The organism is Acaryochloris marina S15 (genome assembly GCF_018336915.1).
Lineage (GTDB): Bacteria > Cyanobacteriota > Cyanobacteriia > Thermosynechococcales > Thermosynechococcaceae > Acaryochloris > Acaryochloris marina_A.
In genome coordinates this window covers 5,294,321-5,317,981 of sequence record NZ_CP064923.1, presented here as the reverse complement: position 1 = coordinate 5,317,981, position 23,661 = coordinate 5,294,321, and the positions used below count along the sequence as shown (strand labels likewise).

At 45.8% G+C, this 23,661-nt stretch carries 21 protein-coding genes and 2 tRNA genes; 8 read left to right on the top strand and 15 right to left on the bottom strand.

Going from position 1 to position 23,661, the window contains the following annotated elements; all coding sequences use genetic code 11:
* Nucleotides 1–9 precede the first annotated feature (9 nt).
* Entirely contained in the window at nucleotides 10–486 is a 477-nt protein-coding gene (locus I1H34_RS24230; protein WP_235110402.1) for a glycosyltransferase, read from the bottom strand.
* A 385-nt stretch (nucleotides 487–871) separates the two neighbouring features.
* Here I1H34_RS24230 and I1H34_RS24225 point away from each other — a divergent pair, with 385 nt between their 5' ends.
* Nucleotides 872–1,861: a glycosyltransferase family 2 protein gene (locus I1H34_RS24225; RefSeq protein WP_212663434.1), complete on the top strand. Its 990-nt coding sequence runs from the start codon at nucleotides 872–874 to the stop codon at nucleotides 1,859–1,861.
* A 177-nt stretch (nucleotides 1,862–2,038) separates the two neighbouring features.
* Here the strand turns inward: I1H34_RS24225 and I1H34_RS24220 are convergent, their stop codons facing one another.
* From I1H34_RS24220 to I1H34_RS24210, 3 genes are all read right to left on the bottom strand, one after another.
* The gene (locus tag I1H34_RS24220) at nucleotides 2,039–2,647 is read right to left on the bottom strand and encodes a peroxiredoxin (protein WP_212663433.1); all 609 of its coding nucleotides are present in this window, start codon (nucleotides 2,645–2,647) and stop codon (nucleotides 2,039–2,041) included.
* 185 nt (nucleotides 2,648–2,832) lie between these two features.
* Nucleotides 2,833–4,026, bottom strand: a complete 1,194-nt coding sequence (locus tag I1H34_RS24215; protein ID WP_212663432.1) for an NAD(P)/FAD-dependent oxidoreductase — start codon at nucleotides 4,024–4,026, stop codon at nucleotides 2,833–2,835.
* Between the two features lie 135 nt (nucleotides 4,027–4,161).
* Nucleotides 4,162–6,639, bottom strand: a complete 2,478-nt coding sequence (locus I1H34_RS24210) for an ELWxxDGT repeat protein (protein WP_212663431.1) — start codon at nucleotides 6,637–6,639, stop codon at nucleotides 4,162–4,164.
* Nucleotides 6,640–7,530: 891 nt separating this feature from the next.
* Here I1H34_RS24210 and I1H34_RS24205 point away from each other — a divergent pair.
* Entirely contained in the window at nucleotides 7,531–8,598 is a 1,068-nt protein-coding gene (locus tag I1H34_RS24205; protein ID WP_212663430.1) for a TIGR03032 family protein, read from the top strand.
* Nucleotides 8,599–8,872: 274 nt separating this feature from the next.
* Here I1H34_RS24205 and rpmB read toward each other — a convergent pair whose 3' ends face one another.
* The gene (gene rpmB, locus I1H34_RS24200) at nucleotides 8,873–9,109 is read right to left on the bottom strand and encodes a 50S ribosomal protein L28 (RefSeq protein ID WP_212663429.1); all 237 of its coding nucleotides are present in this window, start codon (nucleotides 9,107–9,109) and stop codon (nucleotides 8,873–8,875) included.
* 32 nt (nucleotides 9,110–9,141) lie between these two features.
* Nucleotides 9,142–9,230, bottom strand: a tRNA-Ser gene (locus I1H34_RS24195).
* Nucleotides 9,231–9,423: 193 nt separating this feature from the next.
* On the opposite strand from I1H34_RS24195, the gene I1H34_RS24190 reads away from it, so the two are divergent.
* Nucleotides 9,424–10,056, top strand: coding sequence for a sigma-70 family RNA polymerase sigma factor (locus I1H34_RS24190; protein ID WP_212663428.1), 633 nt, complete (start codon nucleotides 9,424–9,426; stop codon nucleotides 10,054–10,056).
* Between the two features lies 1 nt (nucleotide 10,057).
* On the opposite strand, the gene I1H34_RS24185 is transcribed toward I1H34_RS24190, so the two are convergent.
* The 4 genes from I1H34_RS24185 to I1H34_RS24170 all read right to left on the bottom strand — a co-directional run bounded on the left by I1H34_RS24185 (nucleotide 10,058) and on the right by I1H34_RS24170 (nucleotide 12,348).
* The gene (locus I1H34_RS24185) at nucleotides 10,058–10,663 is read right to left on the bottom strand and encodes a CPBP family intramembrane glutamic endopeptidase (protein ID WP_212663427.1); all 606 of its coding nucleotides are present in this window, start codon (nucleotides 10,661–10,663) and stop codon (nucleotides 10,058–10,060) included.
* Nucleotides 10,664–10,742: 79 nt separating this feature from the next.
* Entirely contained in the window at nucleotides 10,743–11,771 is a 1,029-nt protein-coding gene (locus I1H34_RS24180; protein ID WP_315874854.1) for a DUF3326 domain-containing protein, read from the bottom strand.
* Nucleotides 11,772–11,797: 26 nt separating this feature from the next.
* On the bottom strand, nucleotides 11,798–11,986 hold the full coding sequence (locus tag I1H34_RS24175; protein ID WP_212663426.1) for a hypothetical protein: 189 nt from the start codon (nucleotides 11,984–11,986) through the stop codon (nucleotides 11,798–11,800).
* 41 nt (nucleotides 11,987–12,027) lie between these two features.
* Nucleotides 12,028–12,348, bottom strand: a complete 321-nt coding sequence (locus I1H34_RS24170; RefSeq protein ID WP_212663425.1) for a 2Fe-2S iron-sulfur cluster-binding protein — start codon at nucleotides 12,346–12,348, stop codon at nucleotides 12,028–12,030.
* Nucleotides 12,349–12,692: 344 nt separating this feature from the next.
* Between I1H34_RS24170 and I1H34_RS24165 the strand changes: the two genes are divergently transcribed.
* Nucleotides 12,693–13,448 (top strand): FHA domain-containing protein, encoded by a 756-nt coding sequence (locus I1H34_RS24165; RefSeq protein WP_212663424.1) that lies wholly within the window; start codon nucleotides 12,693–12,695, stop codon nucleotides 13,446–13,448.
* A gap of 4 nt (nucleotides 13,449–13,452) precedes the next feature.
* Here I1H34_RS24165 and I1H34_RS24160 read toward each other — a convergent pair whose 3' ends face one another.
* Complete coding sequence (locus I1H34_RS24160) at nucleotides 13,453–13,887, bottom strand: (2Fe-2S) ferredoxin domain-containing protein (protein WP_212663423.1); 435 nt, start codon at nucleotides 13,885–13,887, stop codon at nucleotides 13,453–13,455.
* Between the two features lie 532 nt (nucleotides 13,888–14,419).
* On the opposite strand from I1H34_RS24160, the gene I1H34_RS24155 reads away from it, so the two are divergent.
* Complete coding sequence (locus I1H34_RS24155) at nucleotides 14,420–15,310, top strand: M23 family metallopeptidase (RefSeq protein ID WP_212663422.1); 891 nt, start codon at nucleotides 14,420–14,422, stop codon at nucleotides 15,308–15,310.
* Here the strand turns inward: I1H34_RS24155 and I1H34_RS24150 are convergent.
* The 4 genes from I1H34_RS24150 to I1H34_RS24135 form a co-directional block, all read right to left on the bottom strand.
* Nucleotides 15,307–15,726 (bottom strand): TerB family tellurite resistance protein, encoded by a 420-nt coding sequence (locus tag I1H34_RS24150; protein ID WP_212663421.1) that lies wholly within the window; start codon nucleotides 15,724–15,726, stop codon nucleotides 15,307–15,309. The two genes, I1H34_RS24155 and I1H34_RS24150, sit on opposite strands and share 4 nt — an antisense overlap.
* Before the next feature lie 124 nt (nucleotides 15,727–15,850).
* On the bottom strand, nucleotides 15,851–17,323 hold the full coding sequence (locus I1H34_RS24145) for a WecB/TagA/CpsF family glycosyltransferase (protein ID WP_249369574.1): 1,473 nt from the start codon (nucleotides 17,321–17,323) through the stop codon (nucleotides 15,851–15,853).
* Nucleotides 17,324–18,125: 802 nt separating this feature from the next.
* Complete coding sequence (locus I1H34_RS24140) at nucleotides 18,126–19,685, bottom strand: DUF5691 domain-containing protein (protein WP_249369572.1); 1,560 nt, start codon at nucleotides 19,683–19,685, stop codon at nucleotides 18,126–18,128.
* Between the two features lie 6 nt (nucleotides 19,686–19,691).
* Entirely contained in the window at nucleotides 19,692–21,005 is a 1,314-nt protein-coding gene (locus tag I1H34_RS24135; RefSeq protein WP_212663420.1) for an SWIM zinc finger family protein, read from the bottom strand.
* Nucleotides 21,006–21,208: 203 nt separating this feature from the next.
* Here I1H34_RS24135 and I1H34_RS24130 point away from each other — a divergent pair.
* The 3 genes from I1H34_RS24130 (at nucleotide 21,209) to I1H34_RS24120 (ending at nucleotide 23,593) form a co-directional block, all read left to right on the top strand.
* Nucleotides 21,209–21,281 (top strand) — tRNA-Thr (locus I1H34_RS24130).
* A gap of 25 nt (nucleotides 21,282–21,306) precedes the next feature.
* Nucleotides 21,307–22,308 carry a sulfurtransferase gene (locus I1H34_RS24125; protein ID WP_249369568.1) on the top strand — a complete coding sequence of 334 codons (1,002 nt, stop codon included), beginning with the start codon at nucleotides 21,307–21,309 and terminating at the stop codon, nucleotides 22,306–22,308.
* A 118-nt stretch (nucleotides 22,309–22,426) separates the two neighbouring features.
* Nucleotides 22,427–23,593 (top strand): cysteine desulfurase family protein, encoded by a 1,167-nt coding sequence (locus tag I1H34_RS24120; RefSeq protein WP_212663419.1) that lies wholly within the window; start codon nucleotides 22,427–22,429, stop codon nucleotides 23,591–23,593.
* Nucleotides 23,594–23,661 lie beyond the last annotated feature (68 nt).

Here is a 23,661-nt window from a genome sequence, read left to right as displayed (position 1 = left end):
ATTCATCAGTTATGCCTTTTTATTCGGGGCAGAGTAATCTAAAAGCGAAATGTCTGGTAAAACAACCACTCGCTTCGGTTTGTAGACTTGAATATCTTCAGATAAGGTTTCGCAAACAGGTATCACCACTTTGGCTTGTTGGACGGCCAGTCTTTCAAAAGCATTGAAGAGAAAGCGCAAAGACGAGAGAAATGAAAATTTCTCAATCATTTGCTGTGCCAGGGATGAGTCCATATCATAGATATAGGGTGTTCTAAACACGACTTTAAGAACCAACGCGATAAAAGCCGATTCTTCAACCGAATGGACGATATCATATTTATACTTCAAACAGAGGTTAATAGCCTGGATCAGCATAAAACCATCACAGACCAGTTTTTTCCCAGAAAAACCTGGACTGATATTTTTAATAAATGGTAATTTAGGAGTCCGATAGATCCGCACGTTGTCATAGACAACATCATCCCCTTCTGGGAAAGTCAGCATATCAACCTGATCTCCCCTCTCTGATAGCACTCTGAGCATAAGATCAACTGCGATCGGTGTACCACGGGTCTGGAAAAATGGATGTGGAGCTAAGAGTAGAATCCTCATGTGGTTCTCTAATACTAAAGGTGTTAGGCCTTCAGGTAAAAAGGCTTTAATGAACGTTATTTGGTATTGCTAAGAATTTAGCACTCAAGTATTTTACCCAAGTTTACCTTCTAGAAGAGGCGAGTATTGGTCCTAAATAATGTTAGTTATAGAAGGTATTTGAGCTTTATCTGGGTCGTTGAGTTGCGAAAAATGCTCTAAATACCGTTCTTGGCAGTTTTCTTGAATGAAGTCCTCTGAAGTGAGTTAATGAATAGCGAGTGAGATAAAATTACCAATGCTAATGCAAGACCAAAAAGCCAAGATCACTCAGCCCGAAATATCGGTCATTATCCCCATCTATAATGAGGTCGAAAGCCTGGAGCATCTCATTTGTAGGATTTCAGATACCCTAAATGATACTCAGGTCAATTATGAAATAATCTGTGTAGATGATGGCTCGGTAGATGGTACGACTGAGTTGTTAAGAAAACAAGTGGATCTATACCCCCGGCTACGGGGAGTTGTGTTGCGCCGAAATTATGGACAAACGGCTGCCATGTCTGCTGGATTTAACCATGCCCACGGCGAGATTTTTGTCACCCTTGATGGTGACTTGCAAAATGAGCCAGCTGATATTCCATTGCTGTTGGCCAAAATGAATGAAGGATACGATTTGGTCAGTGGTTGGCGTAAAGATCGACAAGATGCTGCGTTGACGCGCTTGCTCCCATCTAAGATTGCCAACTTGATGATTGGGTGGATTACAGGAGTTAAGCTGCATGATTATGGTTGTTCCCTGAAGGCCTATCGAGCAGAGCTGATTGCTGATATGAACCTGTATGGAGAATTACACCGATTTTTACCGGCGTTAGCTTTTATTGAAGGTGCCAGAATTGCGGAGCTGCCTGTGCGTCATCATGCCCGCCAATTTGGTCAAAGCAAGTATGGACTAGATCGGACTTTCCGGGTGGTCATGGATTTGTTGACCGTATCCTTTATGAAAACCTTTTTAACTCGTCCCATGCATGTTTTTGGGCTTTTGGGGATTACCTTTACTAGCTTAGGGGTCTTGACGGGTGGCTATTTAGTGTTTTTAAAGTACGGCTTGAGTGAAGGGATTGCCGACCGCCCCTTGCTGATTTTATCCGCTGTGCTTTTATTGACAGGGATTCAGCTCTTTTCAATTGGATTGTTAGCAGAGCTCTTAATGCGAACCTACCATGAGTCGCAAAGTCGCCCTATCTACCGGGTAAGAGAAGTTGTCCAAACAAATTCCACAGACTGAAGGCATAAGCCAGGTGATAAGCATATTGCCATCTATCAGGTTGTTGAATCTGGTTAGCAATCTCGGCAAAGCAAAGGCTTGTATGACCTATGAAGGGCCAACGACATAGCCCTCAAATACGCAAGCTCTGTGAGTATTTGAGGGCTATGTTGCAACTTAAATGTTGCCTAAAATATGTTAGATGGATTCAAAGTAAACCTTAGATTTCACTGGATCAGGGTTCATAGTCTTATCCCCTGGCTGCCAGCCTGCTGGACAAACCTCATCGGGATGAGACTGAACATGTTGAATAGCCTGCAAGGTGCGCAGGGTTTCATCAACGTTACGGCCGAAGGCGAGGTTGTTAATGGTGGCATGTTGTACAACGCCTTCTTTATCAATGATAAAGAGACCTCTTAAGGCAACACCAGCATCTGGATCTAGAACGTTATAGGCAGTGCTAATTTCTTTTTTAATGTCAGAAACCAATGGGTAGTTGAGGTCGCCGACTCCTCCAGATTTGCGGTCGGTCTGGGTCCAAGCTAAGTGGGAGAACTCGCTGTCTACAGAAATACCTAGAACTTCAGTATTTAAGTTCTTAAAGGCATCATAGCGATCACTAAATGCTGTAATTTCCGTCGGACACACGAAGGTGAAATCAAGGGGATAGAAAAAGATGACGACGTATTTACCCCGGTAATTGGAGAGTTTGACTTCACTAAATTCTTGGTCGTAAACAGCCGTTGCTGTAAAGTCAGGTGCGGACTGGCCGACCCGTAAACATTCATGCGCTTCGTGTTGCGACATAACCAAATTACTCCTATAGGGTGTTGATTGCAGATACTGATACCTACAAAGATCAATCGACTGCGTGCAAAAAAACGAGTGTATCTATGGCATAAATCCAGTTATACCCCAATCACTATACCGCAAACTCAGAACCGTTCTGATTTGCTTTCCTGTCTTGCTTGTAGGGACCAACTTTACCGCTTCTATCTAGCTGTGTTGAGGGCGGATAAAACAGGTTTGAACATCCAGTTAAACCCAATTTTAAGCTGATGGTCGAGGGTGGGCATGCGGTAAAGATAAATCAAACGTCGAGCCATAAATGCGAGGGGGCCATCGAGCTGTACGCCCAGTCCAGACATGGCAGCTGAGTCTTCTCCTAAGGTCAGCATTTCTCCCAGATGAGTGTAGTGAAACGGCAGTAATGGCCGTTGGGTTAAGGAAGCCCACAGGTTCCACCCTACACAATCTGCTTGTTGAATAGCCACTTGGGCCGTTTTGGGATTCGGCTTTCCTTGCGGATCACGACAGTCTGCTAAATCACCCAAGGCGAAAATATTAGGTGAGTCTTGGACCTGCAGGGTTGGGTCAGTTAAGAGTTGGCCGAGGTCATTATGGAGAAGAGGTAAGGCTTGAATCGGCTGTGAGATCGCAGTTCCCACCGTCCACAATACCAAGTCTACGGGGAGCGTATCGGGTTTATCCTTATACCTAAGCGTCATTTGCTTGGCTTCTAGGGATTCAATACTGGTCTCTAGATCCGTCCAAACTTGTCGTTTTTCTAAGGCTTTTTCGGCCGCTGCTTGATTGAATTCAGGGGCTGATTTGAGAATTTGATTATTCCGTTCGATCAGCCGTATCCGACCGCGATCGCCTAAACGATCCGCTAACTTACAGGCGAGTTCCACGCCACTAGGGCCAGCCCCCACCACAGCCACTCGAATTTTTGGCGCTTCGGATGTTTCTAAGGTTCGTAATCGATCTTCAAGGCGATAGGCATCTTGCACCGTCCGAAACGGCAGGGCATATTCCGCTGATCCAGGAACTTGGTGTAGAGGTGTTTCTCCTCCTAGTGCTAGGACTAAGCGATCGTAGGAGATGGATTGATCAGATAAGGTAACCTGCTGCTGAGCTACATCAATCTCCTTAACAGCGCTTTGAATAAAACGCACTTCTGTATTGGCTAGGAGTTCGCTGTAGGGTGGGGCAATTTCCCAAGACTGGAGTTCTCCTGTAACCAATTCATACAGTAAGGGTGAAAACAGGAAATGATCATTCTGATCCACTAAAAAAATTTGGGGTTTCAGCTCATTCCACGGGAGCTGGCTCAAGCGTAGCGCTGTGTAGAGCCCCCCAAAGCCACCCCCTAAGATACAAATTGTTGGCTGGATTCCTGTCATTGCGATGCTCTAGGGTTTGTTGAACGCTGTCTTCAGGATACCAAGGGATGAAAAAAGAGGGGGGGTTCAGGTTAATGTTAACCCTATCTCCTCGTAGGTATATTTAGACTTTTAGATCGTTGTATCTGCTTCCCTTTATAGCAATGGCTCAATTTGAGTTTCAGCGCTATTTAAACCTTGGGCAGTGCCAAAAATTTGAATAGTCTTGTTTAGGTCCAGATTAATGCGAAGAAAATTATCTGTGACTCTGGTGGCCTCGATGGAACCTCTAGCATCAAGATAGCCAGAAAAATCTAATACATCTTCAGTCTCAAAATTTAAGATCGTGTCTACATCCATACTGCGATCAAAAAAGAAAAACGTGCTTAATGTTTGATCAAATTGAAACGTATTGACACCCTGATCACCAATTAACACGTCACTACCCAAACCACCATTGAGAACATCCGCTCCTTGACCGCCGATTAATGTATCAGAGCCGCTTTCACCGATCAGTGTATCTTGGCCTGCTTCACCCCTGATCTCATCATTACCATCTCCTCCATTCAGTAGAGTATCTCTACTGTCCCCTAAGATTCGGTCATTGCCGCCGCCTGCTATAAATTGCTCAAAGTTTTCAAAAAACTGCCCCCCAACTCTCCCATCACCAACAAATCCACCCTCGAGGGAAACCAGTAGGTTGCGATTATCTGTGGGAGTAAATCGAATCAAGTCTGTTCCAGGCCCTCCATCAAAGTTGTCTACGCCCAAGAAATCAGTCACACGAACCGAATCGTTTCCGCTGCCTGCGTTGATTACATCATCACCAGCATCCCCTTGCAACTCGTCATCACCAGTGCCTCCCTCAAGAATGTCGTTACCAGCTCCGCCGCTAAGTCCGTCGTTACCTTGGTCACCAAAAATCTGATCATTACCAGCTCTGCCGCTAAGTCTGTCGTTACCTTCATCTCCAAATAAGACATCATCACCACTGGCTCCATCCAGAGTGTCATTATTACCACGGCCACGAATAATGTCATTTCCATCTAAACCACTGATCAAATCGACTCCAGCATTTCCGCTGAGAATATTGTTATTCGCATCGCCCACAACTAAATTGTCTGGAATGTTGAGGACCCAGGGCTCTTTGCCAGTGACACCATCATCAGCCGTAAAGAATAGTTGATTGCCAACGACAGTTAACTCTTCAGGAAATGAACCACCTTCTGGATTAATATCTTGGTAAAGCAACGTTCCTTCACGGGTGCCATTACTAATCCATAATTCTCCATCAAAGCCTGTTGTGAAAAAGAATAGATTCCCGGCAACGACTAGTTTTGAAATATACCCATCTTGTTGATTGGGAGGATTTATGTCTTTGAGGAGTTGTGTTCCATTCTCAGTGCCGTCACTAACCCAAAGCTCCTGTCCGTTGATTCCATCATTCGCAGTAAAAAATAGCTTGCCATTAACTTCGGTTAAGTTAAATATATTGGATGAGCTTCCTAGATTTATGTCTTTGAGGAGTTGTGTTCCATTCTCAGTGCCGTCACTAACCCAAAGCTCCTGTCCGTTGATTCCATCATTTGCAGTAAAAAATAGCTTGCCATCGAACTCAGTCAAGCTAGATATATCAGAGCCAAACGGTATGGGATAGTTAGGCCCATATTGCCTATATGAGATTCCTGGATTTATATCTTTTAAGAGTTGTGTGCCATCGGTGGTCCCGTCACTGACCCAAAGTTCTGGTCCAGAGATGCCATCATTTGCGGTAAAAAATAGTTTGTCGTCGAATTTGGTCAAGTTAGATGGAATAGAGCCTGCTGCAGAACCATTACTCAATAAAATCCCTGGATTTATATCTTTTAAGAGTTGCGTGCCATTCTCAGTGCCGTCACTAACCCAAAGCTCCCGTCCGTTGATACCATCATCCGCTGAAAAAAATAGCTTGCCATCGAATTCGGTCAAGTTCGATATACCAGAGCTGTTGGGCCGCAAACCCCGGTTTATGCGAGACTCAAATGAGCTTCCAGGATAAATATCTTTTAGCAGTTGTGTACCGTCAACCGTCCCATCACTGACCCAAAGTTCTTCTCCGGAGGTGCCATCAGTCGCGGTAAAAAATAACTTACCATCGAGTTCGATGAAGTTAGCTATACGAGAGCTATTAGGCCGCCGGCCACCTGGGGATGGGATTCCCCTATACGAGCTTCCTGGATTAATATCTTTTAAGAGTTGTGTGCCATTAATAGTCCCGTCACTAATCCATAGCTCGCTTCCATTGGTTCCATCATCCGCTGAAAAAAATAGCTTGCCATCGAATTCGGTCAAGTTCGATGGATTAGAACTAGAAGATCTATATCTAGATGCATAGAGACTGTTATAGTACCTTTCGATTGGATTAATATCTTTTAAAAGCTGTGTGCCATTAGTAGTCCTGTCACTAATCCACAGCTCGCTTCCATTGGTTCCATCATCCGCTGAAAAAAATAGCTTGCCATCGAATTCGGTCAAGTTCGATGGATTAGAACCGGAGTCATCACCTGGAAATCTAGACGTACCGTCTGGGGTGATATCTTTGAGAAGGCGTGCTCCTGTGATTTCTGTAGTTAATGCAATATTGTTAGAGTTCATTTTGAGAATCTCACATTATTTCCAACAAGAAAAGTGAATAGAGATTGCAAGATATTGAATAAAAAAAGTTAGTTATTTATATATGAATAGTGCTGAAGCATGCCAGTGTTAATTGGATTAACCTAGATGAAGTACTTCGATATTTAAGTGCTAAAAACAAGCAAAAAAATAAGCTCTTTTAAGTAAGCATGTATTTCTAAGTCTAGGCTGCACTTGTAAGTTTTTCGATCTAAAGTGTTTTGATTTGAGCTAATTATTTGACCTATAACTGATTTTATTCAGGAAGATTGTATATATCCTCTGAATATATGTCTATATCTCGAATCGATAGCATTATGCTTTATATATTTCTTCAGTCCACAAAAAAATTAGACTGGACCTGAAAAGACTCAGGCAGAAGTATAGCTAGCCATATGGTTATGGCAAAGCTTCTTTGGATTTGCGTTTATATAGGTTAAACAGTGCTCAAGTATTGCAGAGATCTCCTGACAGATGAAGGGTGATAATGTGCGACGTTTTTTTAATTGCACTCAATTGAGACACTGCACTAAAAAGGCTGTGGACAGTCTATCTATTGAAATTTTTAAGATATCGATTAAACCTATTTTTTTAAAAAATAGATTTAATGTCCGTATAAATCATATACCAAAGTGATATTTTTTTGTAGGTATTTTTGATGGAATTTGTAGAGTCTTAATAATTTTTTTTATTATCTTGCCAGAGTTATCTGATACTTTTTAAGTATTAAATAAATATCCTAATACTTGTTCCCAAGACTTATATCGCAACTGATTAGATATAGTAGCAACAGTGTTCAATGGCATGCAAAGAGTCAGCTGTAATTTTGGGCATAAAGCAGGCTTGAAATTTCTTGGGATGTCATAACCTTTTATGCAAAAAAATACAGCTTCAGAGAATTTTCCCGAACGAGAAGTACGTTATCAGTACTCTAATAATCTGGTGCCATTACTGATGCAATTGAATGCGTCTCTTCTGCTATCTACGTATCAAGCTGGCAAACTTGTGGTTGTTGGCGTTCATGACCAGGCACTTCAGATTTCTTTCCATAATTTTGAGCAAGCCATGGGAGTCGCAGCCAGCTCCAAACAGATCGCTGTGGGAGGTAAAGATTGGATCTATTTTCTGAAGAATGCGCCCGAACTAGCGGCTTCTGTCGGTGAGCCCAACACACATGATGCTTGTTTTTTAACTCGAGGCGCTCACTATACCAGCGAAATTGCTGTGCATGAATTGGCGTGGGGCACAGAGCAGTTGGTGGTGACCAATACCCGGTTTTCTTGCTTATGCTCATTGGACAATAACTATAGCTTTGTGCCCCAATGGCGACCTGACTTTGTTCAGGAGTTGGCCCCTGAGGATCGTTGCCACCTGAATGGGGTGGCGTTAGTGAACGGATATCCCAAATATGCCACCGTTCTTGATCGTACTAATACGGCGGGGGGGTGGCGGCCTCATAAAGCGACGAATGGCTGCGTCCTAGAGTTGCCCACCAGCAAAGTGGTGACACAAGGATTAGCCATGCCTCACTCTCCTCGGGTGAGGGACGATCAGTTATGGGTCCTGAACTCAGGTTGTGGAGAACTCTGTCGGGTTGATTTATCTTCTGGAGAGCGCTCGACAGTCCTAGAGCTACCTGGCTACCCTAGAGGGCTGGCTATAGCAGGTCAGTTTGCATTTGTAGGACTATCTAAAGTGAGAGAGACAGCCACATTCGGCAATTTACCCATCTGTGACCATTTCGATGACCTTAAATGCGGAATGGCGGTTGTAGATCTAAATGCTGGTAAGCAATTAGGGCTGCTGGAGTTTCAAAGCGGCGTAGATGAAATTTTTGATGTCCAGATCCTGCCGGGAATTCGCAATCCATTTTTCTCTGGACCCTATGCGATTGCTGATGGTAATCCGCCTATCTGGATGGTCCCCTCTTCCGCCCAATAGGTAAGCTTAGGCATTCAGGGTGGGTTTATAGTGATTCTTGAGGCCTTCTCTTATCAATCTGGGCAGCTAGAGATTTTAGATACACAAATCCTATCGCACTTTACTGAGTACGAACCGTAGTTGATATTTGCTAGTTTTGTGCTTGCCCGTAAAATTGAAGCAAACATTGTAGTGAACCCAGTTCGCTGCTCAAAACAGTAGCGATTCACAAAACAGTGTTAACGGCTTCTATGCACCGTAAACCTATCAAGACTAATCTCAACCTTACAGCGAGCTATACCTGGTTAAGGTTAATCCCAGCTTCGCGAGCGAAAGTAGCGAGACCTTTTTTCTCAAGGGTCTTAATCGCTTTAGTCGATATTCTGAGCTTGACCCAGCGTTTCTCTTGGGGCCACCAGATTCTTTTCCACTGCAAGTTTGCTTCTTGCAACTTGTGGGTTCGGCGGTGGGAATGGGAAACAGCAAAAGCATTATTTGCTTTTTTTCCCGTTAATTGGCATTTTTTGCCCATGAAACTTAACTCCAACAAAAAGCTGCAAAAAACGGAGAGGGAGGGATTCGAACCCTCGGTACGGAATTCACCGTACAACAGATTAGCAATCTGCCGCTTTCGACCACTCAGCCACCTCTCCGGGTGAGCAAAACTGATCATAACAGATCTCACTGATGACAGCAGGGTTCTCTGGTCTAGATTGTGATATTTTTGTCGAAGTTTATAAATGAGCCAACTTCCACCACCATCAAAATCACTTTGGTATGAGTTGAGCCTCTACAATATCGAGATCAATTTCTCACGCCAGGCTGAGGAGATATGGAATATCCGTTATGAAACTGCCAGACTTCCCAGAATCCAATCATCCCTTGGTGCTGTCGTTGCAAAATTACAGTGACCAAGAGCTAGTGCAAGGGTTTCAGCAACACCCTGATGAAGGCAAGTACTTTATCGCTCTTTTTTGTCGGTTTGGCGCGATGTCTTATGCTCTCCTGCGCAATATGGCAAGATCCCACCTACAAGTCGATTATCTTTTTGCCCGAGTGTGGCGCAATATCTTTTATGAACTCAATCATTTGGTGATGGAGACAGGAGGACCGAGTTTTTCATTACAGGCATGGATGACCAATAAGGTTGCTGCCTGTATTACGGAAGATCAGCTCCCGGCGGTTGAAACGATTCAATACACTTTGTCAACCGCTCCCCCACCCCTATGGTGCTATATCCAAATTGCTTTGGATCATGTGCCACCCTTACCTAGGCTGATTCTAGTCTTGTCCCAAACCTTCCGTTGGCAAGACCCTCGGATTGAGGCAGTTTTGCAGGCAGAAGGGCAAGACATCACGTCTGATGATATCAACCAATATCGACAAGACGCCTATCAAGATCTGCAAAACGCATTGCCCCAGGATATTCAAGAGATTTACTTCAGTGGGTCGTCACAAACATCTCTATTCTCTTCTTAGGCTAGGTCTTCCCCAAGGGATGCTGGGGAGGGTGCGTGATTTTCCACGACACTCCCGTGATGATATTGGTGGTGAGATGGGCAATAACGGGCACCAGCAAATTGCCTGTACTCCAAGCGCTATAACCGAGGACAAAGCCAACGACGGTGACCCAAACCACATAGGACCATTGTTGGGGACTATTGAGATGCAGTACCCCAAAAACGATGCTAGATAAGATGAGACCCACCCAGTTCAGGCCTACCCACGGGAAGATTACACCTCGAAATAGTAATTCTTCACTCAGGCCCGGTAACAGCCCTAACCAGATTAAGTCTGTCCAGACGAGGGGCTGAATGACAAGCTGTAAATATAAGGATGCAGATAACCGATACTGGGGCCATAGCTGATAAATAACAGCACTAGCAGCTGTAATCCCTAAGCCAATGCCGATACCCAAAACAGCATTTTGCAGTTGCCAAGTCATGGGTAAGGTGGCAAATGACCCAAAATATTGGATAACCTTAGCCAAAAATAGTAACAGTAATGCTGTCACTCCCATGGCAATCAAGACTTGTGTGCGAGTCAGGGACTCTAGTTCAGGCTGCTGATTAGGGCGATCAACCACAAAGATATCAAAAGTTTCAAATACCTCTATAACCTATCAGTTATTGCGAAAGGCCGCATAGCGCAGGTAGAGCCGCAGATTAAAGCAGGTTATGAGGGACGAGGGGGGGAATAGCTGGACGTAATGTTTTTTCATCAACCCCTGCTTTAAGGGCTGCAAGTACGCCCACGGCTGCGGCATAGGACTGCACAGGGATACTGTCAATGCCCAAGCTCTGAGTCGTTGCATTCATGGTGGTGGTATTTTCAGCCACCGTAATGATGTGAGCTTGGGTTGGATTCAAACTCAGAATGGCACCGCTACCGCAGGCACTGGCCGGGACAACAACTGCATCAACTTGATCCTGCCAGAGATCCGTGGGCTGGCCGGAGTCACTAATAAATTGAGGGGCTTGCGATAACCCAACTAAAACGGAAGGGAGAAAGGTATAGCCTAATTCTTCGGCGGCTGCCCGGGGATTCAAGTGCGGATCTAGGGGTAAGGGGGAGAGGGCAGGGGCATGGGCGCAGGGAATTTGAAACTGTTGGACGACCAGATGGCTAATGACAGCCTCAGCTCCGGCTAAAGCATCAACCCCTTGACCTTGACGATAGGCTTGAAGTGCATCGCTGTCTAAGTCATCTGGGAACCGAGCGACGACTGCGATCGCACTAGCGTTACGGTCAGTAATCAGGTGTTCAACGGCTCTTAGCAAACTGTCTGGATGATCCAGGGTGCCCCAGGTAGCACCAGAATCAGCGGTTTTAAGAGTTACCCCTAAAGGCGTATCAGTGATACAGACATCCGTGATGCTCACTCCTAAAGTAGCGCGGGCAGCATCAATAGCCTGCAAATGACGCAGGTGCAAATCAGGTTCGATGGCTTGGTCTAGAACGACGCCAATGCGGTTTTGGTGGACAGGTCGTAGCCCCCACCGTCCGGCAGCAAACTGATCTAACCCATAGCCTTCTACATACCAGGTATTAGGGATGGGCCAGTAGAGTTGGGCCCCATTGAGAACATTGGGATGAGTGATGATGCGATCGCAAACCACTGACAAGGTCCGAGCGACCGGAATGGCATCCCCTGCATAACCACCGATCGCTGCTCCAATGCCTGTTGGTACCAATAAGACAACGGTAAAAGGTCGAGAGGCTAGCGAGATGAGACGGTTTCCTCTGACTTTAGAACCACCGCTTCAACGGTAGCAGTCTCAGACTGGACCTCTGTGACGGCCCAACGTAGAGGCTCACCTTGTTCACGGAGCTTGGCTTCAATATTGGCTTGCAACTCTGTGGTTGAAGCATCTAGCTCAATTTCAGCTTCAATAAAATGAGTGGTCATGATGTTTATCTCCAATGTTGATGGTAGTGCAGCGGACCCATTTACTGAGCTTGCCCAAACTGCAATTTGTATACCAGTTCTTCTTTGTTAGATTCAAGCTTGATATCGGACCGTGGGTAGGAAACACACAATAGTGCATATCCCTGATCCAATAAATCGGGCCCTAAGCCCATTGCATCTTCTTGTTCTACTTCACCTTCCAAGATCAGAGAAGCACAAGTGGTACATACGCCAGCACAGCAAGAACTGGGTAAATCAACTCCAGCATCCTGAGCAGCTTGCAAAATTGTAGTGTCTTCAGGGACGCTCACCGTATGGACGGCGTCTTGATGGTGAATCTCTACGGAATAAGTCTGTGACATGGAATCAGCAACCGTAACCTTCTATTGGCTCATGAGTGATTAGCCTCTATTGTTTCATATTCTTTCCCTAAACCAAGGGAGTGACGCTTGAAAAGGTGTAGAGGTTGGGAATCCTAGGTATAGACAACTTCAATTTTGAGAACAGGTAAAATCTTGACTTGCGGTTCCTAAGTCCGGGAACTTCTTTGCTGCAAGATTTTAACCCTGGCACCCTCATTCGCATAAAGTCTAGTAACTGTTGCTACTAACTAGTGAGACGGTTGTTCGGCCATCCGAGATGAGGGAAGTTAGCGTTGATGTCTTATGTAGACTGATTTTACGGTTTCCTCAGGAATTCCCCTAACATGCACGACCCTAAATACGATTCTGCTGAACGGCACGTTCTGGTTATTAACGATGGTAAACGTCGTGCAATTGCCCTGGACTCGGCAGCCTATTCCATTGGGCGGGATGAGTCTAATGCTATCGTGCTGGATTCTCCCACGATTTCCCGTAAGCATGCCATCCTCCTCCGCTTGCCTACTCCTGGAAAAAGCAGCTATCGTTACCGATTAATTGATGGAGACTCTGAAGGCAATCGCAGTGCTAATGGTGTATTTGTAAATGATAAGCGGTGTAGCTCTCAAGAGCTAGCCGATGGTGATCGTCTTGGCTTAGGACGAAAAATTAAAGCGTCCTACCTTGTGGTATCTATGGGCGAAGCAGAATTTATCCGGTATTTGGAATCCACGGATTTTCAGAGCCTCAAATCTGATGCTGTGAATCCTAAAGCAACCGTGGTTGCTTCGGAAGCAGAATTGTCTGCATCGCCTACGGCCAAAACCCGGCTTGCCCGAGACCCTGCTGCTATCCTTTCTCAAGCGAATTCAGGCCCTGCTGCCCTGGACACCATGCCCGAGTCCACTGCAGCAGGCTCTAGGCAGCAAAGAGCAGATGATGGGCGACAAAAACAAACCCTTATTGTTCGCCAGCAACCTCGGCTATGGATGCTGAGTGTGCCAATTGTGCTGATTATTCTGGCTGGACTAGGCGGATGGTATTGGGTTAGCCAACAAGAGGCTCAACAACCTTCTCCCACATCAACGACTCAAAGTGAATAAAGCGCTATTCGGTCTCTAACGAGTTTGCCGGTAAAGGATGCTGAAGGAACAAAAATTCTGAAACGATTTGGTTCTTCAGCAAATGTTCTTGAATAATCCTTTCAATGACGGGTGGTGTGGCGGAATGGTACCAAACGCCATCCGGATAAATCACGATAATTGGACCTTGCTGACAAACGCGTAGACAATTGGCTTTGGTACGAAAAACGCAGCTGCCGTTTGGCTGATCTAACTCCAGCTCTTTCAATCGCTGTTTTAGATACGTCCAAGCTTCTATACTGGCCGCCTTATCACAGCATTTATCTACTGTTTGATCGGCACAGATAAAAATGTGACGCTGGATTTTTGCCAAACCCAACGCCTTCACTGTTTTTTGTAAAGCAGACTCTTCTGGATGAGCAGTGTCAAATGCTGCATCCTTGGGGGACTTCTTAGTCATTCGTGAAACTAACTCAAGGGATCAAGAATACTAATGGGCAGAGCCATTGCCATGATAATCATCAGAATCGTAAAACCCATTCCGGGTCCCGAAAAATAGGCACAGTACAATAAAAATGGGTGTTAATCCAACTAGGATTATCTTGATGTCCATAATTCTAAAATGATGTATTGAGCTAAGAAAAGCTGTTCTTAGGATATATCAATCCACGGATTCTGTGGATCTGAGGATTAGCTGAGTGTGGTAGTTGTTGTATCAGCCCTATTCTCATCATACCCATTCACGGCTGGCCCTCTTCCGTATGAGTGAAAGCGTGTAAAAATGTCTGCTTGAGGGATAAAATGTTGGCGAGCAGCGATTCTTCAATATTGACTGAAATTTCGTTCAGATCTGCTAGTACGGTTAACACGGTGGTCTGCCAAGAAATTTCTCTATGCCCCAAATGCAGTACTTGCCTTGTTTTTTAAGAAATATTTAAGATTGGTCTCATAATTTGATATGATTCTTCACGAATCCTTTGTGTTGGGCCTCTATGCGTTCTCTTCTTCCGATCCCGAAGCGCTTTCGGATCTTGATTACCCTAACAGGACAACGTTCCATTAAGTTTTCGGTTAGTCCTATCCTGATCATTTTGGGCTTATCAATGGCTGCTGTTCCTGCGGTCTGGGCGGGTAAGACCTTCCAGGCATTGCAGCAGATGCAGCAAAGACATGATCAGTTGTCAGAATCAGCCGCTGAGGTTTTAGAAGAGTTAGAAGTATTAGACGAAGAAGTCGAAAAACTTCGTCAGCGAGCTGGATTGTCAACCGCAGAGCGCCAGCAAGTCAATGTAGAAGACAAAGGCGGAAAAGGGGGAGTTTCCGTTGTTGTAGATGCGGAGCAGCAGCTCCAGTTTGCGAAATCACGCTTACCTGCGTTGGCGTCACGCCTCAAACAGCAAGTACAGCCAGCGTTAGAAAAGACGTTACAAGCAGAAGAAGCCCGCAACGCTGCCCTACCTCAAGGTAAGCCGACCAAAGGTAATAGTCCTATTTCTTCTGATTTTGGTTTGCGTCCCGGTCCTTTTGGGGGTAGTGCAGAGATCCATGACGGTATAGATTTGTTGGGTGATTATGGCGCTCCCATTTACGCAACAGCCCATGGCAAGATTGAACGGGCTGGATACTCTGGTGGTTATGGGTATCACGTTGTCATTCAGCATGGGTATGGATACCAAACTTTGTATGCCCATCTTTCCAAATTAGCGGTTAAGCCCAATACTTCCATTAAGCGAGGACAGTTGTTGGGCTTTATGGGAAGTACAGGGCGATCGACAGGGACGCATTTGCATTACTCGATTTATCGTAATGATAAGCCAGTCGATCCAAAGCCCTATATGGTGTCTAAGCAGCTTCGAGACCAGGCGTTTACCTCTGCACCTTAAGGTAAGTTGGCAAGGGTTTGCAGTGCTTTGTTCACGTAAGAGCCAATATTTCTGACTAAGTTGGTAATGTGATTTGGATCATCAGGGATCTTAGCCATTAAGGCATGATACTCATCTAGGAGGTCATGCTCTATCTCTGACACTACATCATCTGCAATTAATAAATTGCCAATGGCTGCTAAAAGCTTAAGCCGTTCCTCTTGGTTTGTTTGTCTCAAAAACTCAACGATCCAGCGTTCAGTTTGTTGAGGAAGAACAGGCTCTTGGAGGAGGCTCTGTAACTCGGTATCCTGCGTGAGATGGTAGCGATCTAGCACCTTTTTGAGATAGGTAACCTCAGGTTCACTGAGGGTATGGTCTACCCAGGCTGAACCGATCAAAATTTGCAGAGTTAAGCGTTGATGTTCTGTATCCATAAGGGTTGCATAACAACTGCTTTCATCATGGCCTGTGCAGCCGGACAATACAACCCACTGCTCAACAGGTTAAAAGATTGGATAGGGTGGGTTAGATCTCTGCTAGAAAGAGGTGACGGAAGAATTAGCGATGAAACTTTTGATTCAAGACTAACTTCAAGAATGGCAGATCATTAATTAAATAGCGCTTCCAGAGGCGTCTTGGTTCGCCCATCAAACGAAAGAGCCACTCTATGCCAATGGTGCTGACAAGCTTTGGAGCCCGTTGTTGAGTACCAGCTTCAAAGTCCAAGGTCCCACCAATGGCAAAAATAATATTCACGGACTCTGCTAGCTGCTGACGATAACGGTAAATCCACCGTTCTTGTTTGGGAGATCCGACCCCGATGGCGAGAACTGTTGCTCCAGAGTGATGGATCCGTTCGATAATCTCTGCACATTCCTCTGGATTTTGCTCAAAGCTATAGGAAGGGGAGTAAGAGCCAACAACGATGTCACGACCCACGCGAGCATTGATATTTTGTTGCGCTTGAGCGGCAACACCTGGAGCAGCGCCTAACAGAAAAATCGTGATGTCTGGATTATCTTTGTGATAGGTGTAAAAGGCAGGAAATAAATCTGAACCTGAGATTTTCTCTTTAATCGGTGAACCGAGGAAATGGGAGGAAAAGTAGAGAATTTGGCTATCGCAAATTTTGTAGTCGGCAATGTTGTAAGCAGCCCGAAACTCCTCATCCTGCTTCAGGTTCATCAGGTGGTCAACATTGGGAGTAAAGACGATACCCGATTTCAGTTCTTGGAGCAGTTCGTCTTGGGTCACGTTATCGATGGGGACACCCAAAATGTCGACTTTGCTCGTGAGCCAAGGGTGATCGCTAGGAGGCTGGAAGTGGTATCCCTGAGCAGATTGAAAGCTTAGATTGACCAAGTGACGAGAGGTAGAGTAAGCGTCTACGGAAGTTGCGATCGCAGGCTGTGCCAATGAGTTACTGGTTTCAATGATGGCTTTGGCCAGTCGCGTTTGGGGCGAGTCTTGTTTGAGGTCGCGAATCAAAGACGGGTCAATTTTAACCGCATCAACCCCTAGTTTTTCCCATTGCAGAAAGGTGAGATGTTGGTTGGCAAAATTGTCTAAGGTGACGGCGCACCCTAGTTCTTTTAGATCTCGGATTAAAGCGACTGAATCCTGAAAATTTTTGGCCAGACTGGCTTCAGATACTTCGAAGTGAAGCTGATGAGGTTGAACACTATGGTTGACCAGCAGATCGTAAATGTCTTCGGCAATAAAGCGATCTTCAACGATCCGCTTCGATAAGTTGATGGAAAGCTTGAGGTGAGCGTGTTGCTTCAATTGGGCAATGGCCTGCCCTGTCACATAGCGATCTAACCATTGCTCGGCATCCGCACTTCTAACCGCTGGCATGAATTCTTTCGGCCGATGGATAAGTCCTTGGGTATCCCGCCATCGTAAGAGCACTTCATTCTGAAGAACGTTACCTGAAGAAACGTCATAAACCGGTTGATACCACAACTCAAACCCACGGGGATTAATGGTAAGTGGCGGAGAAGGCAGGATCGTTTGAGACTTGGCCAGCATAGGTTGAAGAGAGAGATAAGCTATCGAAACATGAAAAAGTGGCTAACAATCACTAGTCAGTAACAAAAAATGATCAAAAATTTTCCAAGCACTCTGAGCATTAACCATAAGGTTGGTTAATGATTTTCCCTCACTAGCAATTATTCTAACTATCTAAATATCAGGGTGCTTGCGTGTTATTACGGATAATTTTTTGTGCTGTCAACTCGTTTTTGAAGCGATGACATCAAAAGCACTCACCAGATGGTTGATAAAATTTTACTCCTCCCCCAACAATTTATAAATATCTAAAACTATCCCTATGAAGTTGGGTAAAATATCCAAGCCTTATAGAGTGAAGCACTTCTATATTATTGATAACGCATAAAGAATATCAGTATTCCGTGATGCAAGATTTACTCTTTTATAGCATCAAAATAGATATGAATTATTAATTTATTTTGAGGTATTGAGAACAGCTTTTTAGGTTGAAATTAAAAATTTCACAAATAAAAATAATTGCTATTTTCTTGTGGAAGAAGATAAATATTTGCCTTTTCGATAGCTTATTCAAGCTAAAGTTTTTTAAGCCAAAACTCTTGATTTAAGCTTTATTAGTAAAAAATTTTGTTATAGAATTGCTTATACTCCTGTAATCTCTATTTATCGCTATATTTTATAGCTTTAACTTCCTTAGTATTGAGATAGCCTGAATGAAGCTCAAGCTAGACATCAATGTAGAGTACGGTTTGTATGCTGAAGACTTTTGTAGAAGTGATGAAAAAAATCACTTGGTCTGAATTGATCTAGAAGCTAAGGAGTTTTAAAACTCTGCCCAGATAGATTTACGAAATTCAAGGGTGTTTTGCCATAGCATCAAGCTGTTTTGTTGATAGGTCGAGAATGAATCGCTATTCAAGTGGTTGAGGTAAGCAATGACATCATCTGCAATGATGGGATGCAGATTGAAAGACACGGTCTCGAACAGCGATAGCAACGTTGCAAAAGGTGATCGTGCCTGGAAAGAATTTGAAGTGTTGGCAAGTAATAGGTTGAGGTCAGGCTCGAGGGTTTCCCACCAGACTTGACTGAAATTAGGACTAAATAATGGGCCCCACTTGGCTAATCTGATATATTTCGTGGCTTTTTCTGCTGGAGAGCTGGATTCGGCTAGGTATTTTAGAAATAGCGGCTCAACCTGTTCAGCGGGCAACCGTTTAATCAGAAAATCAATAGGGTCATAGGTTTGCTTCTCGGTAGGATTGCTGAGCCAATAGCCCATCATTCGTTGGATCCACGATGGATTGGCTTGTCTCTGGGCTGCGATGGTCCATCCTTGTAATAGAGCAGCACCCTGTTGGTGTGTCTGGGCGGTTTGGATCAGAGCATCTATATCGCCTGACCAAAAGTTTAAGGGAACGCCTGCTACGATTCGCATTAGCAGACTCCCTCGCCTTCCTAACTGACTTGATTGGGAGTAAGAACGCTCAGTTTTCCAGGAGCCATCATCTTTGGGGAGTGTAATGGAGAGGGTATTGTCCTCAAACTGAATATAGGTTTGTACCTGGGCAGTCATGCGCTGGCAATATTGTGAATCGGGCAAATGGGCTAGCAGGCCACCTGCACAGGTGCGGACTTCCTGGGCGCGATCATGTAATGCTATCTCTAGAAAGGGTTCATCTTCTACACTGAGATGCGTGGTTAGGATGGCGAGAAACGTTGCTCGATCTTTCGCCTTTTCTTGTTTCCATGTGGTGCTCAACATCTCTCGAGCGGCTTGAGGATTAAGACTTCTGAAAGTTTTCAACAGATCGATTCGGAGGGCGTAATCAGAAGTTTTCCACAAGTTTTCCACAGCCTCTTGGTCGATTTCCCCAGCCTGGGTATAAGGCAAAGGTTGACCTGCTGCATAAGCCCAAGCCGAATGTTGTTGTGCCAACCAGCGACCCCGTTCACCCATAACATTTTGGATACGGGGTCGTACCTGGGTGTGCCCACGGCCCTGATCTAAGAGGGCGGGTAAGGTTTCTGCTGGAACATATTGGTGAGCTTGGCCCATGAGATCCAAGAGTTCATATAAAACGTCTTTGTATTCGCCATTGAGAATCGTTTGTAGATGTTGATGGGTACGATCACTGCAGCGGGATAAGGTTTCCTCTGGACAGGGATTCGGTAGTGGTCCCACCTGAGAGAATGCACATTGTCCTGCCTGTTGATAACTGGCCAAAATACCCGCAGATTGTAAGAGCATGGGTTCGGGCTCTGGGGGAACTTGGCTCAGCAATACTTCGAGTTGCCCCTCGCCCGTTGGCAATTGTGGAGCTTGGCGATCGGTACCGATTAAGGCATGGGCGACTAGCTGTTCCCAAGGGGTTGGCATCATGATCTCCTAGCAAGGGACAAAGCGGTTGTCAGGCCATAGGCTGAGGGGGAGGAGGTTGTGGCCATTCCATTCACCAAAGAGCATGATTGGATGCCCACCACTTAAGGCCAGCAGGGACCAAGCATCAAACCCTAACTGGAGGGGTAAGTGATGCCCATGAGAATCTGCGATGTACCATTGTTGATCCTTCTGGTGAGGGATGACTGCTGTTAACAGCAATGGAAACTGTACTAGCCAAGGGTTGGTGGCTAGTGCAGTTCCGTAATGGGTGATGGCGTCAGCCAGCTGGACTGCACCTCCAGATGGGGGGATGAGGTCAACGCCAGGTTGTCGCTCTTTGACCAATGCCCGTAGGGGATAGAGTCCTGGATAGAACACCAACTCTGCCGAGATCTGAGTTCCGGGTATCAAGCTGGTGTCGAGGGGCTGATTTTGATACCCAAAACTGAGAATGAGGGCAGGGCGTTGATGGGTGATTCCCCAAAGCCAGACGCGTTGAACATTTAAGTTTTCTTCGGTGGTGATCCGTTTGCCCAGGACTGACCAGGTATCCTTGACCGCTAGAGGGGAGGGGCTAGTGAGCAGATCCTCTTGTTTTTGGGTCCAGCCGATTTGCGATCGCAGTTCTGCTTGCACGGCTTCTGGTAAAGTTGCCAGTCGCTGATAGCCTTGCATGAGCAAATAAAGCTTGCCCAGTTCGGCTAACAGGCGAGAAGGCCAATTGCCGCCTGTGTGAGGAATACTGGCCATTTCTCGTAGGCGACGGGCGAGTCCGGGGGCTTGGGCATCGACCATGCGGGCGGCGGCCTTTTCCCAAAAGCTATAGGGTTGAGTTTGGGCAGTGGCTAAGCCCTGACGCATTAAATCCTGGAGCCACTGGTCTAAATCGGCCAGACCTGCAAGGATTTTGGTTTCTCGCTGAGCGATACGCTTGGCTTGGGCTTCTGGATCGGCGGTGGCGGCCTTGGCCTGCTTGCGTGATGCGGTTTTCGAGCGCTTCTCTAACCATTCCTGTACCCAGTCAGGTGGATCGGCGGTGGTAAATAAATCGACTTGGTTAGCTAGCAGCAAAAACAGTGCCAGGGAATGCTTGCAGGGAAACTTGCGGCTCGGGCAGCTACAGCGAAAAGCGGGTTCGCTGAGATCAATTTGGGTGCGGTAAGGCTTCTTGCCACTGCCGCGACATTCGCCCCAAATGGCCTGGTTATTTGTGCATAAGGTTTGCCATTTACTGGCATTTGCCAAACTTTTACCGTTTTTGGTGGATTTATCGTCCGGAGATAGAGCAATCACTTGCTCAACCGTCCAATTCATAGTCATGAGCAGGGCAAAATCAGGGATTACGGCAACCTTGCTACCGGATGAGAGCAGGGCAATGGCTATTGCCCAACGGGTGCTTCTCTACAATCTACAGAGAATTTGCCACCATTTATGAAAAAGTGGGAATATCTGAATTATCATAGATGAGCTAGTTTGATGGGTATGGGCGTTTTGGCCATAACGCTTATATAATGTCTAAGCACGCTGGTGTAGCTCAGTTGGTAGAGCAGCTGATTTGTAATCAGCCGGTCGCATGTTCGAGTCATGTCACCAGCTTTTTGGTTTCTATCCTACTTATAGGATGATGCGTAGTCCTGTTCCTGCAAAGGTGATACGAGCTGCAGTTCTGGGAATTGTGCTGTTTTTGGGTGCGATCGCATTCACTCACACTACAAACACTACTTCTCGCACAAATTCGCCGCAAATTTCTTACACGCTGCGTTCCCAGCTACCTCAGCTTGAACAAACTTGGGTGGTCAGTGCATTAGAAGCTAAGGCTTTAGTCGATCAAGGCGCTACCCTGCTGGATGCCCGAGGGAATCAGTGGTTGGGTTTCAATCAGCTACCGGGGAGTATTCCGGTGCGATGGCAAGATTTTTCTCCCTCTAATAAAGTCCGCAAAGGAACGCTGCTAGAGAGCGATGCAGTTTTAAACCAGAAACTCAGGAGATTAGGAATCTCCAAAGAGCGGCCTGTGGTTGTTTTTGCCAATCCACCGCAGGGTTGGGGAGAGGAGGGACGGATTGTTTGGATGTTGAGAACTCTAGGGCATCCACAGGCGGTGATGGTGGACGGTGGGTATTCAGCCTTAGTGTCATTGAACCTGACTGCTCCCGACATGCCGAAACAGGGAGATTTTGAGGTTCAAAGAAATCCCACCTGGCAGATTCAGAAAGCGGAATTAAAAGCGGCTCTTGATCGACCCAATCTAGTGTTAATCGATACGCGTACTCCCAAAGAGTATGCAGGAGCGACTCCTTATGGAGAGCAGCGGCGAGGGCATGTGCCGGGGGCTATTTCCCTACATTTTCAGGATCTGTTAACGCCTCAAGGCAGGCTTTTACCCCGAGATCAGATTGTGGCAAAACTCGCTAATTTAGGGATTACCCAAGAAACTGTGGTGGTGGCTTACTGTACTGGGGGGATTCGCTCGGGATGGCTAACGGTTGTTCTGGCTGACTTGGGGTTTCAGGTGCAAAACTATGCTGGTTCCATGTGGGAATGGTCAGCGGGGTCACCTGCAGGGTATCCGCTGACTGTCCAGGCTCAAACGTCTCAGGCTGTTGGTGATGTGCCAGAGTAAAGATGTTCGAATTAATAGGTGTATAAATTACCCTTATTGCACCTATTAATTCGAACTGTTTATACCTAAACTGATACACCCGTAGAAAGAGTTTGCAGTCCTCTCTGGCGACATTTGAATGATGCCCTCTTTGCCTGAGCGCCCAATTTATCTAGACTGCCAAGCGACAACCCCAGTAGACCCGAGGGTAGTGGAGGCAATGCTGCCCTACTTTACGGACTGTCCTGGCAATCCTTCTAGCAATAATCATCTCTATGGTTGGGAAGCGAAAGCAGCGGTTGACCTAGCCCGTGAAACGATTGCTCAGGCTATTGGTGCGGAACCTAAAGAGATTGTGTTTACCAGTGGTGCGACGGAGGCCAATAATCTCGCAATTAAGGGGATAGCAGAAGTCTATCTCAGTAAGGGACGGCATCTAATTACGATGCAGACGGAGCATAATGCTGTTTTAGAGCCCTGTAAATATCTAGAAAAGCTAGGGTTTGAGGTGACGTATTTGCTTCCTCAACCGGATGGGCTGCTAGATATGGAGTGTTTGGAACAGGCGATACGGGCCGATACGATTTTGGTGTCGGTGATGGCGGCAAATAATGAAATCGGAGTATTACAGCCCATCGCTGAAATAGGTCATATGTGTCGTCACCATGATGTTCTGTTTCATACGGATGCGGCTCAGGCGATTGGCAAAATCCCGTTGGATGTGGAGGCGATGCAAATTGATTTGCTGTCAATCACGGGGCATAAGCTCTATGGCCCTAAAGGGGTTGGGGCGCTATATGTTCGTAGCCGTCATCCCCATGTGCAGGTTGCCGCTCAATTGCAGGGAGGTGGGCAAGAACGGAATGTGAGATCGGGTACGTTGCCGACGCCTCAAATTATCGGTTTAGGGAAAGCGATTGAGCTGGGATTAGCGGAGCAAGCAACAGAGGCAGAGCGTTTGACAGAGCTTAGAACTCATCTTTGGAAGATGTTACAGGTGTTAGATGGGATTCACTTGAATGGCCATCCTCAACAGCGATTGCCGGGGTGTTTATCTGTGAGTTTTGCTGATGTGGATGGTGCAACGTTGTTGTTGGGAGTGCAGCCCTATGTAGCACTATCTTCAGGATCTGCGTGTGCGTCTAGTAAACCCTCTCCTTCCCATGTGTTGACGGCTTTAGGGATGTCTTCTCAACTGTCTAAAGCAACACTGAGATTTGGATTAGGTCGATTCACAACTCTAGAAGATGTTGAGCAGGCAGCTCACCATGTGATAGAAGCTATCCAACAATGTAAGCATCAATAATCACGATGAACTTCTTATTTTAAAGATGCTGAGCTAAAAAACTGGAAATTGTGTTCATAAGTTTGACG

Coding starts and splice junctions, on each gene's coding strand:
- I1H34_RS24230 (WP_235110402.1), bottom strand. CDS start 486: ATGCTGACTTTCCCAGAAGGGGATGATGTTGTCTATGACAACGTGCGG.
- I1H34_RS24225 (WP_212663434.1), top strand. CDS start 872: ATGCTAATGCAAGACCAAAAAGCCAAGATCACTCAGCCCGAAATATCG.
- I1H34_RS24220 (WP_212663433.1), bottom strand. CDS start 2,647: ATGTCGCAACACGAAGCGCATGAATGTTTACGGGTCGGCCAGTCCGCA.
- I1H34_RS24215 (WP_212663432.1), bottom strand. CDS start 4,026: ATGACAGGAATCCAGCCAACAATTTGTATCTTAGGGGGTGGCTTTGGG.
- I1H34_RS24210 (WP_212663431.1), bottom strand. CDS start 6,639: ATGAACTCTAACAATATTGCATTAACTACAGAAATCACAGGAGCACGC.
- I1H34_RS24205 (WP_212663430.1), top strand. CDS start 7,531: ATGCAAAAAAATACAGCTTCAGAGAATTTTCCCGAACGAGAAGTACGT.
- rpmB (WP_212663429.1), bottom strand. CDS start 9,109: ATGGGCAAAAAATGCCAATTAACGGGAAAAAAAGCAAATAATGCTTTT.
- I1H34_RS24190 (WP_212663428.1), top strand. CDS start 9,424: ATGAAACTGCCAGACTTCCCAGAATCCAATCATCCCTTGGTGCTGTCG.
- I1H34_RS24175 (WP_212663426.1), bottom strand. CDS start 11,986: ATGACCACTCATTTTATTGAAGCTGAAATTGAGCTAGATGCTTCAACC.
- I1H34_RS24170 (WP_212663425.1), bottom strand. CDS start 12,348: ATGTCACAGACTTATTCCGTAGAGATTCACCATCAAGACGCCGTCCAT.
- I1H34_RS24165 (WP_212663424.1), top strand. CDS start 12,693: ATGCACGACCCTAAATACGATTCTGCTGAACGGCACGTTCTGGTTATT.
- I1H34_RS24160 (WP_212663423.1), bottom strand. CDS start 13,887: ATGACTAAGAAGTCCCCCAAGGATGCAGCATTTGACACTGCTCATCCA.
- I1H34_RS24155 (WP_212663422.1), top strand. CDS start 14,420: ATGCGTTCTCTTCTTCCGATCCCGAAGCGCTTTCGGATCTTGATTACC.
- I1H34_RS24150 (WP_212663421.1), bottom strand. CDS start 15,726: ATGGATACAGAACATCAACGCTTAACTCTGCAAATTTTGATCGGTTCA.
- I1H34_RS24145 (WP_249369574.1), bottom strand. CDS start 17,323: ATGCTGGCCAAGTCTCAAACGATCCTGCCTTCTCCGCCACTTACCATT.
- I1H34_RS24140 (WP_249369572.1), bottom strand. CDS start 19,685: ATGATGCCAACCCCTTGGGAACAGCTAGTCGCCCATGCCTTAATCGGT.
- I1H34_RS24135 (WP_212663420.1), bottom strand. CDS start 21,005: ATGACTATGAATTGGACGGTTGAGCAAGTGATTGCTCTATCTCCGGAC.
- I1H34_RS24125 (WP_249369568.1), top strand. CDS start 21,307: ATGATGCGTAGTCCTGTTCCTGCAAAGGTGATACGAGCTGCAGTTCTG.
- I1H34_RS24120 (WP_212663419.1), top strand. CDS start 22,427: ATGATGCCCTCTTTGCCTGAGCGCCCAATTTATCTAGACTGCCAAGCG.